Raw genomic sequence first — 19,067 nt, 5'->3', positions numbered from 1 at the left:
CTCACGGAGGGGCTCGGCGAGGCCGAGGGGCCCTCCGAGGCCGGGGGGGCGGGCGGCGTCGTCGCGGCCGGCGTCGTCGCGGCCGGCGGGGGATTCTCCGGCTTCGGTCCGGTGTTCGCGTTCGGCGGGAGAGGGGCCGCGGTGCGGGTGTCCTGCGGCTGCGGCCCGGTGGCGCCTGTGGGTCGGGTGTTCCTGGCGCGCAGTTGGTCCGGGGTGACCAGGGGCTTGCCCTCGGTCCCCTCGACGTTCGTGCTCCCGAAGACCCACAGGTCGACGCTGCCGGGACTCGGCTTGTAGAGCATGGCGCCGAGTTGGCTGTAGTCCCACGTGTTCTGGCCCGGGTTCGCGTGCCAGTACGACCAGTAGGCGGAGGCGGGCGGGGTCAGGACACAGTCGTCCTGTTGCGGCGTCGGGTACTGCTTCCCGCCCTGGTGCCCGCTGTAGCCGATGCGGCAGATGAACGCGGGGCCGTCGTGGCCGGTGCCGGTGGTGGCCCAGCCGCCCTGGTTGAGGAGTTCGTATCCGGTGGTGGGCGTCGTACCGCAGGAGCGGTACACGGGCCCGCCCCAATGGCTGAAGTCCACGGCGAGCACGACTCCGGAGGAGGTCGTGCACTGGCCCATGGGCTGCGGGGCCGCCCCGGCCGGGGCCGCGGTGGCCGCGAAGGCCGCCACCGTCAGGCCCAGGGCGGCCGTCGCGCGGGCGAGGACGCGCGTGACGCGGAGGTTCATCGGTTGCCCTCCGCCGGGTCGCGGCGGGTACGGGACAGGACGACGAGCCGCCAACCGGCGAGCGTCAGCACGGCCGCGGCGCCCGCGAGCGCTCCGACCTGGAGGCCGGTGGACGCGAGGCGGCCGCCCGAACCGCCCTGCGCGAGAGCGCCGCCGCCCGAGGCGCCCGCGCTCTCGCCGGGGGTCACGATGACCGGCGTGCCACCCGCACCGCCGGTGGACGGGGACGAGATGACGGGGACGGGCCGGGCGCTGGTGCCGTCGAGGCTGCGGGTGAGGGTGGCGAAGGAGATGCCGGTGGTGCCGCTGATGGCCTGGGTGGAGGCACGCATGTCGGAACCGGACGGGTCACCCTTGATGACGTTGAAGCCACCGTCGGCGTTCTGCTGGGTCGCCAGGAACGTGCGGGCCTTGGCGATCTGGGCGCCGTACTTGGTGGCGTCCAGCGAGAGCCCCTGGATGGCGAGGGCGCAGGAGTTGACGGAGTTCCCGGAGGCGCCCTGGAATCCGCCGTCCGCCTTCTGCTGCGCCGCGAGCCAGGCCAGGGCCTTGTCCACGGCCCGCTGCGAGTCGGCGTCCGGCAGCCGGTCCAGGGTCATGGCGGCCATGGCCGTGGAGTCGACCTCGGTCCTGCTGGCCTCGCCGATCAGGCTGACCCAGCCGCCGGAAGGCTGCTGGAGGCTCTTGAGGTACGCGATCGGCTCGGCCGCGGCGGCCGTCTCACCCGCACGGACCTGCGCCATGATGCCGAGCGACTGCTTGAAGACCGAGTTGGCGTAGGTGTAGTTGCCCTTCGCCGCGCACTCCTGGCGAGTACTGGTCTTGGCCTTGCAGGTGATCTTGGCGAGTGCGCCGATCAGATCCTGGCCACCGAAGTTCCGCGGATCGCGACCCACGGCCTGGGCGAGCAGGGCCACCTTTCCGATGGAGCCGCCGCCCGCGCGCTTGGGGCCGACGAGGGTCCAGTCGTGGATGCCGCGGTTCTGCCCGTCCTTCCCCCCCTTGTCGAAAAATCCGACGGTGTCGGGGGGCGGGCCTTTGTCCCCGCCGGTGGCCGCCAGGGCGTAGGCACCGTCGATGGTCATGCCGTAGTCGGCGAACCTCGTGCCGGGCCCGCCGTCGTAGAACCGGCCCTGGATCAGCCGGGTGGGGTCGGTGATGTACGCCACGCCCTTCTTGATGTCCGGCCCGTCGCCCGGCGCGATGGTCGGGGTGGGGTCGGTCGGCTTCGGGTCGGTCGGCTTCGGGTCGGTGGGCTTCGGGTCGGGCTTCTTGGTGGTCAGTGCCACCAGGTCGCTCTTGGCGCCGGCGACGACGACGGGGGCCGTGGCGAACAGGCGCGACTCGGTGTCGTCCTCCTCGAAGCCGAAGCCGCCCTCGGTGAACTGGTGCTTGGAGAGCCAGGACAGGCCCGCGTCCGCGGGGTCCGTGTCGCCCAGCGCGCGCAGGGCCTGGGCGGCCCATGCGGTGGAGCTCGGGCTGCCGGTCGTCATGTAGGAGGCGGAGGGCCAGGCGCCGCTCGCCAGGCGGGACTTCTTGAGGTGGGCCCGTGCCTTCTCGACGGCCGTGTCGTGTCCGCCGGCCCGCTTGAGGGCCAGCGCGATCAGGCCGGTGGAGGTGGCGTCACTGTCGCACCAGCCACCGGAGCGGATCAGGATGGAGGTGAAGCCGCCGTCCTCGCACTGGAGGCCGGTCAGCCGGTTCACCGCGTCGGCCGGGGGAGTGACACCGCCGTTGAGCAGCGCGATGACGGCCATGGCCTGGGCGTCGGACTGGCCCGTGGTGCGGAAGTCGCCCTTGGTGAGGCAGCCCTCGATCGTCTCGCCGTCGCCGATGTCGCGCGGGCAGACGTACTTCACGAGGTCCCCGAGCAGGTCGTGGCCGCCGAAGGCGCGGGGGTCCTTGCCGGTGGCCTCCGCGACGAGCGCGAGCCGCGCGGCGGCGGTGGCGTCGGGGATCCCGTCCTTGCCCGCGGGGTAGGCGTACGCGTCCGTCTGCGCGGGCGTGGCCAGGAAGTCGGCGGCCTTGCGCGCCACCGGGCTCTCCCGGTCGGCAGCGGCCAGGGCGAGGACGACCTCGGTGGTGAGGAAGTGGTTCGGGGTGCTCGCGCCCTCGTCGACGACGCGCTCCCCGTTCGTCAGCATCCCGGTGAGCCAGCGGGTGGCGGCCGGCAGGTCGACCGCTCCCGGCCCGGTCGGCGGGTTGGAGGGCCCGGTCGGGTCGGGCGAGGGGACACTCCCGCGGGCCCGCACGTCGTCGGGGGTGAAGGTGGGCTTGCCGGAGGAGCCGCCGACGTCCGTGCCACCGAACACCCAGGCGTCCACGTCACCGGGCTTCGGGGTGCGGGACATCGCACCGAGTGAGCTGTAGGTCCAGTTCTTCTGACCCGGCGAGGCGACCCAGTAGGACCAGTAGGCGGTCGCCTGCGGGGTGAGGACGCAGTCCTCCTTGTCCCGAGTGGGGTACTGCGTACCGGAGTTGAAGGAGCCGTTGCCGATGCGGCAGATGAAGGCGGGGCCGTCGTGGCCGGTGCCCTCGGTGGTGAATCCGCCCGTGTGCAGCAACTCGTAGCCGGTGGTGGGGGTGGTGTCGCAGCCCCGCTCGACCTTGCCGCCGAAGGGGCCGAAGTCCACGGCGACGATCGCGCCGGTGGTGGCCGTGCACCCCTCGATCGGGTCGGCCGAGGCGGGCGCCGTTGCACCCACGAAGGCCACGCTCGCCGCGAAGGTCAACAGCGCCGCCGACATGAGCGACAGCAGCCTCTTGTTCCCCGTGCGTTGCTCTGGTTGCTCTGCGGTCCCCACGACGGCCCCTCGGGTCGGCCGGGCGGACCAGTGCGTGGCAAAGGGCCTCCGCGGGGCGCCGTGGGCGCCGTCGTCCGCCGTGGGGCGAAAGGGGAGGCCATTCGAACCACGCCGTAGTCCGCGACGGCGCTTCTCGCTGAAAACTTGGCTCCAGGCATTCCGGCTCGCCCGGTGGTGCCGGGCCTACGGTTGCGGGTCAGCGCCGGATTCCGACCGGCTTCCCCTGGGGCTGAGTGCTTATCAGCCGGATTGGAGCACGCGGATAAAGACGGCGTCAAGGTGGTCTGCGTCTCACGCGGTTCCGTTCCGCTCCGGTCGGGTCAGGGCCCGTGACCGGTGGCTGGCGGACCCTTGATCACTCGGGTAGCGTCCTGGGCTGCCGAGTGGGGGAACCCGGTGCGAATCCGGGGCTGACGCGCAGCGGTGTGGAACGGCAGGGGGCCGCTTCCGAGCCCGAATGCCCATACGACACAGCGATTCACCAGCCGTACCACGCGTTCGGACGGCCGCCACCGCGCTCCGGGCCGCCCGCCCGCACGAGCTTCGGTCAGGCCGGCGTCCCTCATTCCAGGAGCAGGCCATGTCCGGTCCCCGCACGTTCCGTCGCCTCACGCTCGCGGTGCCCGCCGCGCTCGGCGCCCTCGCCCTCACGGCGCTGCCCGCCTTCGCGACCTCCAGTCCCGCGCAGATCGCCACGTCCAAGACGAACGGTGTCGCCTACCTCAAGTCCCTCCAGGCCGCGGATGGTTCGTACGCCGGTTCCGGGTTGTCCAACGAGTGGGCGTTCAGCGCCTTCGCGGCCGCCGGCACCGCCGTCGTGGACGTCGCGCCCGGCGGCGACACCACGAAGAACGCCCGCACCGTCTACCGCAACCTGCTGTCCACCGCGGGATGGCCGTCCGGCTCCCCCGTCGTCACCGACTTCGAGCGCGGAACCCTCAACGCGTACGCCGCCGGCATCGACCCGGCCCGCGTCTCCGCCTCGCGCAACCTCGTCGCGAACGTCTACTCCTACTGGCAGACGGCGGAGGCCGGCTACTTCGGCCCGTCCGGCAACTTCAACGGCACCGTCTTCGCGGCCCTTTCGCTCGGCGGAGCCAAGACGCAGGCCGGTGGCGCCCGGATCCCGCAGGCGCTGACCGACTCCATGATCACCCGCATCCGCGCCAACCAGCACGTGGACGGCGGCTGGACCTACAACAAGGCCGAGGGCAACCCCACCGTCCTGAACTCCGCGAGCGACGTCGACATGACCGGCGCCGCCCTGGCCGCACTCTGCGTCTCCGGCGTCCCGAACACCGACACGGACGTGGTGCAGGCGAAGAACTTCCTCAAGAGCACCCTCGTCGCCAACTCCGGTGCGTTCAACTCCCTGTACGGGGTCAACACCAGCTCCAACGGCTGGGGCGTCGCCGGCCTCAACGCCTGCGGCATCAACCCGCAGACCGGTGACTTCCTCACCGCCAACGGCAAGACCCCCATCGACTTCCTGATCGCCAACCAGTACAACCCGGCGGGCGGCTTCAAGTACAAGCCGGCCGACACCACCCCCTCCGCCTACGCCTCCATCGACGCGCTGCGCGCCGTCGTCGGCGGCGGGTTCACCTCCGCTCCGCCGGTCCCGGTCACCCCGGGTGCCCCGCAGTGGGTCGCCCAGTCCACCTTCACCGCGGGTACCGCCACGAAGCTGGCGCTGACCGTCGACGACGGCGCGGGCAACCTGAAGGTCTGCTCGGTCGCCTTCACCCCGACCGGTACGACCACCACCCTCGGCGACGTCCTGAACGCCGCGACCACCGCCGCCACCCCGTCGGGTTGCGTCACGAGCGTGACCCCCTCCTCGGGCACCGGCACGATCACCCACGTCAACGGCAAGGCCAACAGCGGCTCCAACACCTGGAAGGTCGGCGTCGACGGCTCCGCCTTCACCGGCGCCGCCCGCAACAAGGTGATCAACGTGGGCGACACGATCGCCCTGCGCTGGGGCGCCTGATCGCCGGCGGGTGCGGGGCCCCGCGCACGGGGTCCGCACCCGCTGTCAGACCGCCCGGGGACGAGGTGGGCGACCTCTTCGAACGAGCAGCGTGCGGCGAGGTCCTGGACCGGATATCGGCGAGAGGTGAGGGAGTTGGTCCGGGAGGGGGGTGCTCCACCGCCGCCGACGACCGGCCGTGGCCCCTCCCGGCGACCGGTCGTGATCCTTCGTCAGCCGCGGGAGGACGGGGGCGCTCCCGTGACCGGGTAGGGGATGAAGGTGCTGCTGTTCTCGTCGACGGCCAGGGGCCGGCCCAGCGGCGGCACGGCACGCTGCGGGCAGTCGAGGCGCTCGCAGAGGCGGCAGCCCATGCCGATGGGAGTGGCGGCCGCCGCATTGTCGAGGTCCAGGCCGTCGGCGTAGACCAGGCGGGAGGCATGCCGGATCTCGCAGCCGAGTCCGATGGCGAAGGTCTTGCCGGGATCACCCCAGCCGCCGCGGTGACGGGTGACGGCCCGGGCGGTCCACAGATGACGCTGACCGTCCGGCATCGCGGCGACCTGGACGTGGATGCGGCCGGGGGCGGCGAACGCCTCGTAGACGTTCCAGAGCGGGCAGGTGCCGCCGGCGCGGGAGAAGTGGAATCCGGTGGCGGACTGCCGCTTGGACATGTTCCCGGCCCGGTCCACCCGCACGAAGGAGAAGGGAACCCCGCGCAGCCTGGGGCGTTGGAGGGTGCTGAGCCGATGGCAGATGGTCTCGTGGCCGAGACCGAAATGGTCCGTGAGCCGCTCGATGTCGTAGCGGAACTCCTCGGCCGCCGCGTGGAACGCCGTGTACGGGAGGATCAGCGCGGCGGCGTGGTAGTTGGCGATGCCGATCCGGGCCAGCGCGTGGGCAGGGGACCCGACGGGGAAGTCCTCGGCGGCCAGCCGGTCCAGCTCGTCCCCGTACTCGATCAGGGCGAGCTGGGTGGCCATGCGGAACGCCTGCCGGCCCGGGCGCAGCCGGCTGGACAGGTGCAGGACCCGGGTGGACGGATCGTAGTGGTGCAGCCGGTCGGAGTCCGTCGTCGTCCTGATCGAGTGCCGCTCGGAGAGGTGGCGGGTCAGGGCGTGGACGACGTCCCCGGGCCGGATGCCGATCTCGCGGGCCAGCGCCTCCGCGGCGAGGTCGGTGTCGTGGAGGTAGTTCTGCCGGCGGTAGAAGAACTCCCGGATCTCCTCGTGGGGTGAGCGCGGGGCCTCCGCCGGCGAGTCCCGGCCATCGGCGGCATCGGCGAGACGCTCGGCCAGCAACTGGCTCCGCCGACCCAGGTCGAGGAGGACCGAGGCGACGGCGGGCATTCGGGTGGCCAGCTCGGACAGATCGGAGGGGGAGACGCGGGCCTCGGCGACCTGCTGGGCGAGCGCCTCGCGCAGGTCGGCCACCAGCCGGCTGGTGTCGCGTTCGGAGAAGAAGCCCGGGTCGACCCCGAAGGCCTCGGTGAGCCGCAACAGCACGGGCACCGTGAGGGGGCGGGAGTCGTGCTCCATCTGGTTGAGGTAGCTGGGGGAGATCGCGAGGACCCTGGCCAGGTCGGCCTGGGTCATCCGTCGCTCCTCGCGCAGCCGCCGCAGTCTGGCCCCCGCGTACGTCTTGCTCACCGCACTCCTTTCACCGTCGGCCGTGCCCGGTCAGGATAGGTCGGCCACCGTCCCGGGAGGGCTTCGCAACCTTGGCAATTCCGGCCCCGAAGATTGGCAAAGCTTGGCAGATGTACCTCCTTGATGGCACCCCGTGCCAGTGTCAGAGTCAGTCCTGCGGCCAGCCGGAACCGGTAGCCGGGACAGCCTCAGACCCCCGAATCGCGCCCTGATGTCGGAGGGTTGTGGAGGCCCGCTCCCGAAGATCGGCAGCATTGCTCAGCTCCGGCCCACGGGCGGGTCCGGCGGCCGCACCTCTTCTCAGGCACAGAGTGCCAATGCACGAATCAGTACCAGGGGCATTGGCAAGACACGCGACGGATGGAAACGGTGACGGTCATGGCAGAGGCGAACACGACGGCGGCGGCCGAACAGCTCAAGCAGCGGTGGGCCGACGACCCGCGCTGGACGGGCATCGAGCGCACCTACTCGGCCGAGGACGTGGTCCGGCTGTCGGGCAGTGTCCGCGAGGAACACACCCTGGCCCGGCGGGGCGCCGAACGCCTGTGGCGGCAGCTCCACGAGCAGGACTACATCCACGCGCTGGGCGCGCTGACCGGCGGCCAGGCCGTCCAGCAGGTGCGCGCCGGCCTCCAGGCGATCTACCTCTCGGGCTGGCAGGTCGCGGCCGACGCGAACCAGGCCGGACACACCTACCCGGACCAGAGCCTCTACCCGGTCAACTCGGTTCCCCAGGTCGTCCGTCGGATCAACAACGCACTGCTGCGCGCCGACCAGATCGCCACCGCCGAGGGCGGCACGGACACCACGGACTGGCTCGCGCCGATCGTCGCCGACGCCGAGGCCGGCTTCGGCGGCCCGCTCAACGCGTTCGAACTGACCAAGGCGATGATCGCGGCGGGCGCCGCCGGCATCCACTACGAGGACCAGTTGGCCTCGGAGAAGAAGTGCGGGCACCTCGGCGGCAAGGTCCTCGTTCCGACCTCGCAGCACATCCGCACCCTGAACGCGGCCCGCCTGGCCGCCGACATCGCCGACACCCCGACCCTGATCATCGCCCGTACGGACGCCCTCGCCGCGACCCTGCTGACCAGCGACGTCGACGAGCACGACGCCGAGTTCTGCACCGGAGAGCGCACCGCCGAGGGCTTCTACCACGTCCGGAACGGCATGGCGCCGGTCATCGCCCGCGGCCTGGCCTACGCCCCGTACGCGGACCTGATCTGGGTGGAGACCGGCACACCGGACCTGGAGCAGGCCCGCGAGTTCGCCGAGGCCATCCACGCGCGGTACCCGGACCAGATGCTCGCCTACAACTGCTCGCCGTCCTTCAACTGGAAGGCGGCCCTGGACGACGACCAGATCGCCAAGTTCCAACGCGAACTCGGCGCGATGGGCTACCGCTTCCAGTTCATCACCCTGGCCGGCTTCCACTCCCTCAACCACGGCATGTTCGACCTCGCCCGCGGCTACGCCGAGCACGGCATGACCGCCTACGTCGACCTCCAGGAACGCGAGTTCGCCTCCCAGGCCCAGGGCTTCACGGCCGTCAAGCACCAGCGCGAGGTCGGCACCGGGTACTTCGACCTGGTCTCCACCGCCGTCAACCCGACCTCCTCCACCACCGCGCTCTCCGGCTCCACCGAGGAAGAGCAGTTCCACTAGGACCTGTCGTCGAAGTTTCGCCTGGCCCGCGGCGCCCGAGAGACCTGGCCCTCGGGCGCCCGCCGCCCCACGCCGAGGAGCAGAACCGCATGTCACTCACGCCCCTGACCAGCCATGTCCGGGTTCTCGGCGCGCCGGATGAGCGCCACGACGAGATCCTGACCCCCGCGGCCCTGGAGTTCGTCGGCCGACTCGACGCCGCGTTCGCGGACCGCCGCCTGGAGATCCTCAAGGAACGCCGCCGCCGCTCCGCCCACCTGGTCTCCGGCTCGCCGCTCGACTTCTCCCGGGCCACCTCCGCCGTCCGCGCCGACCCCGACTGGCGGGCCGCACCCCTCGCGCCCGGCCTCACCGACCGCCGGGTCGAGATCACCGGACCGCCCGAGCGCCGCATGGCGATCAACGCGCTGAACTCCGGGGCGAAGGTCTGGATGGCGGACTTCGAGGACGCCACCGCCCCCACCTGGAACAACATCATCGGCGGGCAGCTCACCCTGCTCGACGCCATCGAGCGACGCATCGACTTCACCACCCCCGAGGGCAAGGAGTACCGCCTCGGCGCGAACCTCGCGACCATCATGGTCCGCCCGCGCGGCTGGCACCTCCTCGAAGAACACCTGGAGATCGACGGCCGGCCCGTGTCCGCCTCCCTCGTCGACTTCGGCCTGTACTTCTTCCACTGCGCGCAGCGGCAGATCGACGCCGGGCACGGCCCCTACTTCTACCTTCCCAAGCTGGAGAACCGGACCGAAGCCCGCCTGTGGAACGACGTGTTCGTCCTGGCCCAGGAACTCCTCGGCATCCCCCGCGGCACCGTCCGCGCGACCGTCCTCATCGAGACGATCACCGCCGCCTTCGAGATGGAGGAGATCCTCCACGAACTGCGCGAGCACAGCGCGGGCCTCAACGCCGGCCGCTGGGACTACCTGTTCAGCCTGATCAAGACCTTCGGCCACCGGACCGACTTCCAACTGCCCGACCGGGCGAAGGTCACCATGATCGCCCCGTTCATGCGGGCCTACACGGAACTCCTCGTGCGGACCTGCCACCGACGCGGCGCCCACGCCATCGGAGGCATGGCCGCGCACGTCCCCAGCCGGGACGCGGACGCCAACGCCGCCGCGCTCGCCAAGGTCCGCCTCGACAAGGAACGGGAGGCCGAGGACGGCTTCGACGGCTCCTGGGTCGCCCACCCCGGCCTGGTCCCCGTCTGCCGCGAGGTCTTCGACGGTGTCCTCGGAGACCGACCGAACCAACTGGACCGCACCCGCGAGGACGTCGAGGTCACCGCCGCCGACCTGCTGTCCGTCCGCAGGATCGCCGCCCCGCCGACCCCCGAGGGCATCCGCTCCAACGTCGCCGTGGCCCTGCGCTACTTCGACGCCTGGCTGCGCGGCAGCGGCGCCGTCGCCCTGGGCGGCCTTATGGAGGACGCCGCGACCGCCGAGATCGCCCGCGTCCAGATCTGGCAGTGGCTGCGCCACGACCGGGTGGACCGCGGGACGGTCATCGAGTTCCTCGACGCCGAATGCGCGGCCCTGGAGGCCGAGGACCCGCGGGCGCTGGTCCTCGAAGCACGGGAGGTCTTCGTGGACACCGCGCTCTCCGTGCGGCTCCCCGCCTTCTTCACCCCCGACGCCTACACCCGCCACCTCGTACGCGCCGCCGCCGTGCGGGTGAACGCGTGAACGCCCCCGAGGGAGCGCCCCGGATCCGGCGCGTCGGAGTCGTCGGCGGCGGGCAGATGGGCGCCGGCATCGCCGAGGTCTGCGCCCGCGCCGGCATCGACACGGTGGTGGCCGAGGCGGACTCCGTCGCCGCCCGAACAGCCCGCGAACGCGTCGCCGTCTCCCTGGAACGCGCCGTCCAACGCGGCAAGCTCGACCGGGCCTCCGCCGAGGACGCCCTCGCCCGGCTCGTGTTCACCGGCGACCTGGAGGACCTCGCCGACCGGCAACTCGTCATCGAGGCCGTCACCGAGAACCCCGACGCCAAGACGGAGATCTTCACCGCCCTCGACAAGCTCGTCGAGGACCCGCGGGCCATCCTCGCCACGAACACCTCGGCCATCCCGATCATGCGGCTGGGCATGGCCACCGGCCGTGCCGACCGGGTCGTGGGCCTGCACTTCTTCAACCCCGTGCCCGTCCTGCCGCTCGTCGAGGTCGTGTCCTCCCTGCACACCTCGGCGGACACCCTCGCCGCGGTCGAGGCCTTCGCCCGCGACGCCCTCGGCAAGACGACCGTCCGCTCCCAGGACCGGGCCGGCTTCGTCGTCAACGCGCTGCTCGTCCCCTACCTCCTCTCGGCCATCCGCATGGCCGAATCCGGGTTCGCGAGCGCCACCGACGTGGACGCCGGAATGGAACTCGGCTGCGCCCACCCGATGGGACCGCTCAAACTGGCCGACCTGATCGGCCTGGACACGGTCGCCGCGATAGCCGAGTCGCTGTACGAGGAGTTCAAGGAACCCCTGTACGCCCCGCCCCCGCTGCTCCAGCGGATGGTGCAGGCGGGACTGCTCGGCCGCAAGAGCGGCCGCGGGTTCCACACGTACGGCCGGGGCTGAGGGCCCCGGCGGGTCTCCGGGCCGAGGGTGCGCCGGAGGCCGCACGAGAAGACCGGGGGTGCGGTGAGTGGTGTCACCGCACCCCCGGCGTGTCTCATTTCACCGTCCGACATGTGGGAAGCCGTGTTCATTGACCGGGCTGTCGACCTAGTGTGGGCCTCGCAGCTGGTTCGCCCCCGTCCGCCAGGCGGGATGCGTCGCAAGAGGGAACCCGGTGGGAATCCGGGACTGCCCCGCAGCGGTGAGCGGGAACGACCGCCGTCATACGCACTGGGACCGGAACCGGTCCTGGGAAGCGACGGCCAGTAGGTGCCCGCCGGGAGACCGGCAGGCGTGCCCGCGAGTCCGAAGACCTGCCCGTTGCCCGAGCGCGATCGACCGCGCCCGGTTTCCCGGTGACCTCGTGGGCGGGTCGGCGTGCTTCAGGCGGATCCTCCCCGTCGCGTACACGGACGTACGCGACCCCGGCGGTCCGCCCGTTCCGGCACCCTTCGCACCCTCGGCCCTCACCGGTCCATGGAGACAAGCTCGCGAAGGAGAGTTCCGTGACCACCGAGTCCGCAGCCGCGGCAGTACAGGCCACCGTGTACGGCTACCCCCGGCAGGGCCGCAACCGCGAACTGAAGAAGGCCATCGAGGGCTATTGGAAGGGCCGCGTCACCGCGGACACCCTCCGGGAGACCGCCCGCGACCTGCGCCGGACCAACTGGGCCCAACTGGCCGAAGCCGGCATCACCGAGCTTCCGACCGGCGACTTCTCGTACTACGACCACGTCCTGGACACCACGGTCATGGTCGGCGCGATCCCCGCCCGCCACCGCGACGCCGTCGACGCCGACGCCCTGGACGGCTACTTCGCGATGGCGCGCGGCACCCAGGACGTGGCCCCGCTGGAGATGACCAAGTGGTTCGACACCAACTACCACTACCTGGTCCCCGAACTCGGACCCGACACCGTCTTCACGGCCGATCCCGCCAAGCAGGTCGCCGAGCTGAAGGAGGCCCTGGCCCTCGGCCACACGGCCCGCCCCGTCCTCGTCGGCCCGGTGACGTACCTGCTCCTCGCCAAGCCCGCGCCCGCGGTCGCCGCCGACTTCGAGCCGCTCACCCTCCTCGACCGGCTGCTGCCCGTCTACGCCCGGGTCCTGGCCGAACTGCGCGCGACCGGCGCCGAATGGGTCCAGCTCGACGAACCCGCCCTCGTCCAGGACCGCACCCCGGCCGAACTGAACGCCGCCGCGCGCGCCTACCGCGAACTCGGCGCGCTGACCGAACGCCCCAAGCTCCTCGTCGCCTCCTACTTCGACCGGCTCGGCGAGGCCCTGCCCGTCCTGGCCAAGGCACCCGTCGAGGGCCTCGCCCTGGACTTCACCGACTCGGCCGCCGCCAACCTCGCCGACCTCGCGGCGGTCGGCGGGCTCCCGGGCAAGCGCCTCGTCGCCGGGGTGGTCAACGGCCGCAACATCTGGATCAACGACCACCGGAAGTCGCTGAGCACCCTCGGCACCCTCCTCGGCCTCGCCGACCGCGTCGACGTCGCCGCCTCCTGCTCCCTCCTGCACGTCCCGCTGGACGCGACCGTCGAACGCGACATCGATCCCCAGGTCCGCCGCTGGCTCGCCTTCGCCCGCCAGAAGACCGCCGAGATCACCACCCTCGCCCGCGGCCTCGCGCAGGGCCCCGCCGCGATCCCCGCCGAACTCGCCGCCAACCGGGCCGACCTGGCCTCCCGCGCCACGTCCCCCATCACCCGCGACCCCGCGGTCCGCGCCCGCACCGAGGCGATCACCGACGCGGACGGCCGCCGCGCACAGCCGTACCCCGAGCGCGCCGCCGCCCAGCGGGCCCACCTGGGACTGCCGCTGCTGCCGACCACCACCATCGGATCCTTCCCGCAGACCGACGAACTGCGCGTGGCCCGCGCCGACCTGCGAGCCGGCCGGATCGACACCGCCGGATACGAGGAACGCATCAAGGGCGAGATCCGCGAGGTGCTCTCCTTCCAGGAGAAGACCGGCATCGACGTCCTCGTCCACGGCGAACCCGAACGCAACGACATGGTCCAGTACTTCGCCGAACAGCTCACGGGCTACCTCGCGACCCAACACGGCTGGGTCCAGTCCTACGGCACCCGCTACGTGCGCCCGCCGGTCCTCGCCGGGGACATCTCCAGCCCCGAGCCGATGACCGTGCGCTGGACCACCTACGCGCAGGCGCAGACCACCAAGCCGGTCAAGGGCATGCTGACGGGCCCCGTCACGATGCTCGCATGGTCCTTCGTACGCGACGACCAACCCCTCGGGCAGACCGCCCGCCAGGTCGGACTCGCCCTCCGCGATGAGGTCAACGACCTTGAGGCGGCCGGGACTTCGGTCATCCAGGTCGACGAGCCCGCCCTGCGCGAGACCCTCCCGCTGCGCACCGCCGATCACGCGGACTACCTGGCGTGGGCCACCGAGTCCTTCCGCCTCACCACGTCGGGCGTCCGGCCGGACACCCAGATCCACACGCACATGTGCTACGCCGAGTTCGGCGACATCGTCCAGGCCATCGACGATCTCGACGCGGACGTCATCAGTCTGGAGGCGGCCCGTTCCCACATGCAGGTCGCGCGCGAACTCGCCGCGCACGGCTATCCGCGCGAGGCCGGGCCCGGCGTGTGGGACATCCACTCGCCGCGCATCCCCTCCACGGAGGAAGCGGCAGCCCTGCTCCGCAAGGGACTTGAGGCCATTCCCGCCGAGCGGCTGTGGGTCAACCCCGACTGCGGGCTGAAGACCCGTGGCTGGACCGAGACCCGCGCCTCCCTGGAGAACCTGGTGGCGGCGGCTCGCGAGGTTCGCACGGAGGCAGCCGGCGCGACCGCCTGATCCGCGATTCGGGCCGGAACGTCGCTCTCCCGACGCTCCGGCCCGATCACGTGCCCTCGGGGCTCGGCCCGCAAGAAGGTTCAGGTGAAGGCCGCCTGGTGAGTGGCCGGCGAGGGGCCGTGACCGGCACTCTCGCAACAGAACCTAGGCCAACGTGCTGTACCGGTTCGCGAAGTTCGCTCTGAACTCACCGGCCGTGAACGTCCCGGGGTGGTTCCTGTTGTGCGGGTTGCGGAGCCGGATGTTCCCTCGATCGTCCACCTCGACCACCTCGTAGACGTGCTCCGCTATGAGGTCGGAGCGGATTCCCGGCTTGTTCGCCTCGGCTCCACGTGAGCCGATCAGTATCGGGGAGCCCGCTTCCAGCTTCTCCCGGAACGAGTCGAGGAGTTGGCGGTTCGGATTGACGCCGTTCATGTCGTACCTGGAGGGAACGTCATCGCAGTACGCCGGCCGGCCCGTGAGTTGGGCCAGCATCTCGGCGCGGTGCTCGGCCCTGGTGCCCAGGTTGAGCCGTTCGTAGCCGGAGGTCTGACCGGCCTTGCCTTCCTCCCAGGTCTGGTCGACCCCCGCGAAGGCCTTCTCCAGGATCACGGGCCAGGCGGCGCCCCCGGTTCCCACCTGCGCGTAGGCCGGGTTCTTCGGATCGAGGGACGGCACGACCAGTTCCGGCGTGACGGTGAGAACGGTGACCGCACCGGTCGGTTCGTAGGGTGCCAGATCCCCGGGCCGGTTCTTGCTCACCTGATGGAGGGTCACCTCGTACGTGCCGTCGTCGTTCTCCTTGACGCAGTTCGAGATCGCTTCCGGAAGGTGTCCGGCGACGGCCCCCATGGAGGCGATCACCCCGCAGTCGCCGAGAGTGCCCTGCGCCGTCTGTTCGCGGCTCGGGGGTCCGTCGAACAAGGGGACGCGCCCGCCGTCGGAACGGTCGAGAGGCGTCCCGTACTGGTAGAGGCGCACGTTCTCTTCCGGGATCTCCATGGCGTTGAACGCCGGCCGGTCCACCGTGGCGTGGCGGTCGCCGGCGCCGTCCGCGGACGCGTGGGGCGCGGTGAGGGAGTCGCGCATCTTCGAGAAGACGTCCCGCAGCGGGGCGCCCTCGGGTGCCGGGCCGCCGCCGGCCGGGTCCGCCGCGGACGTCCGCTCCCCGGTTTCGTCATCGGCCGCATCGTCGAGCGGCTCCGGCCCGTTCCCGGTCCAGGTTCCGGGGGAATCGGGCTCTTGAGGTTCCTCGGGGGCTTCGGTCCCGTCGGCCTGATCCGTGGCAGCCGTGGGGTCGGCCTCCCCGTCCTCTTCGAACTCCTCTGGTTCCTCGGGGCCTTCAGGGGCTTCGTCCGACTGCCCGGGTTCGTCCGGAGGGATGAGGTCCATCGGGACCTCGGGCTCCTCGTCGACGCCCACGTCGCCGTCGGGATGCCCCGTCGGGACCTCCGCGGGCTCCATCGGCTCGCTGGACCGGTCGTCCCCCTCGCCGACCCCGGAGGCCGGCAGAACCACCGGTGCGTCGGTTCCGGCGCCGAGATCGGCAGTGCGCACCTCGCTCATCCCGCTCCCCCCCGGCAGCCAAGCAAAGATCATTTTCTGAACGGTATCGAGCGGAGGCGCCCCCGGACCCCGGGACGCCTCCGCTCAGGAGCCGGGATTCGACAACCGGCGCGGGCCACTTCCGAGGGCCCCGGCACCACACTTCACAGCAGGGGTTCCTGCTCGTGCTCGGCGGCCCGCAGCCCATCGATCCGCTCGCGCCAGTGGGCGGCCTCTTCTACCCGGCCGAGCTTGTCGAGCACGTCGGACAGGTGCTCGGCGGCGGCCGACGAACCCTCTTCCGCGTTCTGTGTCAGAAGCTCGGCGGCTTCCTCGAATCGCCCCTGATGACTGAGGAGGGCGGCCAGGTCACCGCGCGCGCTGTGGCCGAACCGGCCGGGCTCGCGGCAGGCGACGCGGTACCAGTGCTCCGCATCGGAGGGCCGTCCCTCCTCCTCGAACAGTTCCGCCAGGCCGTACGGCGCGTGCGGATCGCCGGTTTCCCAGGCCTTTCGGAGCCAGAACTCGCGCTCGTCCAAGTCCACCCACGACTTCATGGCCCTGATGGCCGGGACCCAACCCGCCTCGGCGGCACGCCTGCACCAGGACGCGGCCGTGACGTCGTGCGCCTTGCCGTTCGGGAACGCGTTCACCGCCCGGTCGTGGTGGACGCGCGACAAGGTGTACATCGCCTCGGCGTCGCCGGCCCGCGCGGCGGCGAGCAGCCATTCCTCGGCCGCACCGTTGTCGTCGGATTCGTAGAGGTGTTGGCCCCGCAGCCTCATCGCGACGACGTCGCCCGCCGCCGCGGCCCGTTCGATGGCCGGGTCCAACGGGGCGGGGCGCTTCGGTATCGCCATCTGAATCTCCCTCTCGGCTTCACCACGGGATGCCCCGGATCCCGATCATTGTAGATCTCGGGGACCGGGGCCCGGGCCCTCGCGCGGCTCCGACAGGGCCTAGAAGGCGGTCCAGGTGAAGGCCACCTTGTCACCGGCCTTCAGCTTGAACTGGCAACCGCCGACGGGGGTCGGCGTGCCGTTGACGGAGATGCTCCAGTAGGCGGCACCGCCGCCGCTGACGTTCTTGATCGTGTCGACGGAGAAGTCGTCGAACGAGGCGTACCAGGTGCCGTCCCAGGTGAAGTGCCTCTTCTTCGCGGCGTCGTCCAGAGCGGCGGTCGGCGTGGGCGCGGCGCTCGGGTTCGCCGAGCCGTTCGTGCCGTCGCACTTGTGCGTGCCGCCCGTGACGGTGGTGACGTCGTGGCCCCTGGTCTTGATCTTCCCCTTGAACAGCAGCCCGCTCGGGCCCTGCACGGTGAGGTTGACCTTGACCGGGGCGTTCGTGCCGGCGACCGGCTTGGCGTGCGCGACGGCGGGCGCCGAGGCGAGCGCGAGTCCCAGGGCGGCCGACGTGACGAGGGTGCGACGTACGAGGTTCGGGCGCATGAATTGCCTTTCGAACGGGGCGGGTTCACGGCGCGCCCCTGTCCGCCACGACATCCGCCACCGGCACCAAGACCCCGAAGCAGCGGGAACCGGCGGTGGGCGAGTCGGCGACTCAAGGCTCCGCGCTGCAGACCATGACAGTGGGAAGCGGTACGAACCGGATGCCGGGTGCTCCGACTCGGAGCGCGCACGCGCCCCACACGGTTGCAGGTCAGCGCCGGATTCCCACCGGCTTCCCCCAGGTCATACGGTGATGCGGTTGTCACCCGGGTCCGACCGGGCAGACGAATCGTACGGTCGGACAAGCCTTCTGACCAGAGGTCACCCCTACGGGCAGGACGGCCGGGGCCATGGAGCGGCCACGGCGATGGCGGCCCGCTGCCCCGCCCGTCGACGGATGCCCGGGGCGACCGCCCCGGCCGCCGCTCATACCCGGTCAATTGCGCGTGTGTTCCGGTCAACCCGCGAGGTGGTGGGGGGATGCGTGGTCGGATGTTCGCTTCGGTGGTGTCCGGTGTCCGGCGAGTGCGAGGCGCAACATGACGACGACGACCGAAGAGCCGTTCCGGGCCCTTCTGGAGGCGGCACCGGACGCGATGGTGATCGTGGACGACGCCGGCGTGATCCGGCTGGTGAACGCGCAGACTGAGGCGCTGTTCGGCTACCCCCGGCACGAACTGCTCGGCCGACCCATCGAGGTCCTGGTGCCCGAGCGCTTCAGGGGGCACCACCCCGGGCACCGGCTCGGATACGCCGGCAGCCGACAGGTACGGCCCATGGGCGCGGGACTGGAGCTGTACGGACTGCGCAGGGACGGACGCGAGTTCCCCGTGGAGATCAGCCTCAGCCCACTACAGACCACCGACGGCCTGCTCATCTCGGCGGCCGTGCGCGACGTCAGCGACCGCAGGGCCGCCGAAGAACTGTTCCGGGCACTCCTGGAGGCCGCCCCCGACGCGATGGTGATCGTCGACGACCGCGGCACGATCCAACTCGTCAACGCCCAGACCGAGGCGCTCTTCGGCCACACCAGGGCCGACCTCCTGGGCCGCCCCGTGGAGGTGCTCGTACCGGAGCGCTTCCGGGGCCATCACTCCGGCTTCCGGCAGGGCTACTTCATCAACCGCCAGGTCAGACCCATGGGCGCCGGCCTGGAACTGCACGGCCTCTGCAGGGACGGACGCGAGTTCCCCGTCGAGATCAGCCTCAGCCCCCTGGAGACCCCGGACGGAACCCTCGTGTCGGCGGCCATCCGCGACGTCAGCGACCGCAAGGCCGCCGAGGAGAAACTCGCCGAACTCTACGAACAGCAACGCCACGTGGCCCTGACCCTGCAACGCAGCCTCATGGGCTCGCCCGCCGACGTGCCGGGCATGCCGACGGCGAGCCGGTACTTCCCGGCGCGCCAGGGCGCGGGCGTGGGTGGCGACTGGTTCGACCTGATCCCCCTGGGTGGCGGCCGCGTGGGCGTCATGATCGGTGACGTGATGGGGCGGGGGCTGGAAGCCCCCGCCGTCATGGGGCAGTTGCGCTCCCCCCCGCACGCGCTGGCGAAGACCGGCATGCCGCCCTGGCAGTTGATGCGCGCCCTCGACGCCGTGGTGAGCGAACTCCCGGACCAGTTCGTCACCTGCTGCTACCTGGTCGTCGACGCGGACGCCGCGGAACTGACCGTGTGCTCGGCCGGACACCTGCCGCTGCTCCTCGCCGCGCCGGACGGCCGGGTGAGCCGGCTCGCCGTGGACGTCAGCGTGCCACTCGGTGTCGGCGAGGTCCCGCACCACGAGAGCCGCCACGCCGTGGAACCCGGATCGGTGCTCGCGCTCTACACC

General features: G+C 71.5%; 12 protein-coding genes and 4 riboswitches. Of the genes, 6 read left to right on the top strand and 6 right to left on the bottom strand.

Annotated elements, in window-relative coordinates:
- Positions 1–731 (bottom strand): hypothetical protein (locus tag ADK55_RS35185; RefSeq protein WP_053685038.1); only part of this gene is annotated, 731 nt, incomplete at its 3' end.
- The gene (locus tag ADK55_RS35180) at positions 728–3,535 is read right to left on the bottom strand and encodes a prenyltransferase/squalene oxidase repeat-containing protein (protein WP_053685036.1); all 2,808 of its coding nucleotides are present in this window, start codon (positions 3,533–3,535) and stop codon (positions 728–730) included. The genes ADK55_RS35180 and ADK55_RS35185, both read right to left, overlap by 4 nt.
- 152 nt (positions 3,536–3,687) lie before the next feature.
- Positions 3,688–3,760, bottom strand: a riboswitch (cobalamin riboswitch).
- 119 nt (positions 3,761–3,879) lie between these two features.
- A riboswitch (cobalamin riboswitch) is annotated at positions 3,880–4,019 on the top strand.
- A gap of 96 nt (positions 4,020–4,115) precedes the next feature.
- Here ADK55_RS35180 and ADK55_RS35175 point away from each other — a divergent pair.
- Positions 4,116–5,528: a hypothetical protein gene (locus ADK55_RS35175; RefSeq protein WP_053685034.1), complete on the top strand. Its 1,413-nt coding sequence runs from the start codon at positions 4,116–4,118 to the stop codon at positions 5,526–5,528.
- Between the two features lie 212 nt (positions 5,529–5,740).
- On the opposite strand, the gene ADK55_RS35170 is transcribed toward ADK55_RS35175, so the two are convergent.
- Entirely contained in the window at positions 5,741–7,156 is a 1,416-nt protein-coding gene (locus ADK55_RS35170; protein ID WP_053685031.1) for a short-chain fatty acyl-CoA regulator family protein, read from the bottom strand.
- 378 nt (positions 7,157–7,534) lie between these two features.
- Here ADK55_RS35170 and aceA point away from each other — a divergent pair, with 378 nt between their 5' ends.
- From aceA to metE, 4 genes are all read left to right on the top strand, one after another.
- Positions 7,535–8,821 (top strand): isocitrate lyase, encoded by a 1,287-nt coding sequence (gene aceA / locus ADK55_RS35165; RefSeq protein ID WP_053685042.1) that lies wholly within the window; start codon positions 7,535–7,537, stop codon positions 8,819–8,821.
- Positions 8,822–8,910: 89 nt separating this feature from the next.
- Positions 8,911–10,509, top strand: coding sequence for a malate synthase A (aceB, locus tag ADK55_RS35160; RefSeq protein ID WP_053685029.1), 1,599 nt, complete (start codon positions 8,911–8,913; stop codon positions 10,507–10,509).
- Positions 10,506–11,390 carry a 3-hydroxybutyryl-CoA dehydrogenase gene (locus tag ADK55_RS35155; RefSeq protein WP_078999793.1) on the top strand — a complete coding sequence of 295 codons (885 nt, stop codon included), beginning with the start codon at positions 10,506–10,508 and terminating at the stop codon, positions 11,388–11,390. Before aceB ends, ADK55_RS35155 begins: the two co-directional genes overlap by 4 nt.
- A gap of 149 nt (positions 11,391–11,539) precedes the next feature.
- A riboswitch (cobalamin riboswitch) is annotated at positions 11,540–11,766 on the top strand.
- 169 nt (positions 11,767–11,935) lie between these two features.
- Complete coding sequence (metE, locus tag ADK55_RS35150) at positions 11,936–14,260, top strand: 5-methyltetrahydropteroyltriglutamate--homocysteine S-methyltransferase (protein ID WP_053685027.1); 2,325 nt, start codon at positions 11,936–11,938, stop codon at positions 14,258–14,260.
- Between the two features lie 144 nt (positions 14,261–14,404).
- On the opposite strand, the gene ADK55_RS35145 is transcribed toward metE, so the two are convergent.
- From ADK55_RS35145 to ADK55_RS35135, 3 genes are all read right to left on the bottom strand, one after another.
- On the bottom strand, positions 14,405–15,841 hold the full coding sequence (locus tag ADK55_RS35145) for a C2 family cysteine protease (RefSeq protein WP_159041651.1): 1,437 nt from the start codon (positions 15,839–15,841) through the stop codon (positions 14,405–14,407).
- Between the two features lie 110 nt (positions 15,842–15,951).
- Positions 15,952–16,647: a hypothetical protein gene (locus ADK55_RS35140; RefSeq protein WP_053685023.1), complete on the bottom strand. Its 696-nt coding sequence runs from the start codon at positions 16,645–16,647 to the stop codon at positions 15,952–15,954.
- A gap of 99 nt (positions 16,648–16,746) precedes the next feature.
- Positions 16,747–17,235 carry a DUF4430 domain-containing protein gene (locus ADK55_RS35135; RefSeq protein WP_053685021.1) on the bottom strand — a complete coding sequence of 163 codons (489 nt, stop codon included), beginning with the start codon at positions 17,233–17,235 and terminating at the stop codon, positions 16,747–16,749.
- A gap of 166 nt (positions 17,236–17,401) precedes the next feature.
- A riboswitch (cobalamin riboswitch) is annotated at positions 17,402–17,474 on the bottom strand.
- Between the two features lie 300 nt (positions 17,475–17,774).
- On the opposite strand from ADK55_RS35135, the gene ADK55_RS35130 reads away from it, so the two are divergent.
- The coding region (locus tag ADK55_RS35130; protein ID WP_053685019.1) for a PAS domain S-box protein at positions 17,775–19,067 on the top strand (1,293 nt) is incomplete at its 3' end.

Source organism: Streptomyces sp. WM4235 (assembly GCF_001279725.1).
Lineage (GTDB): Bacteria > Actinomycetota > Actinomycetes > Streptomycetales > Streptomycetaceae > Streptomyces.
This window is presented reverse-complemented; position numbering and strand designations above follow the sequence as displayed.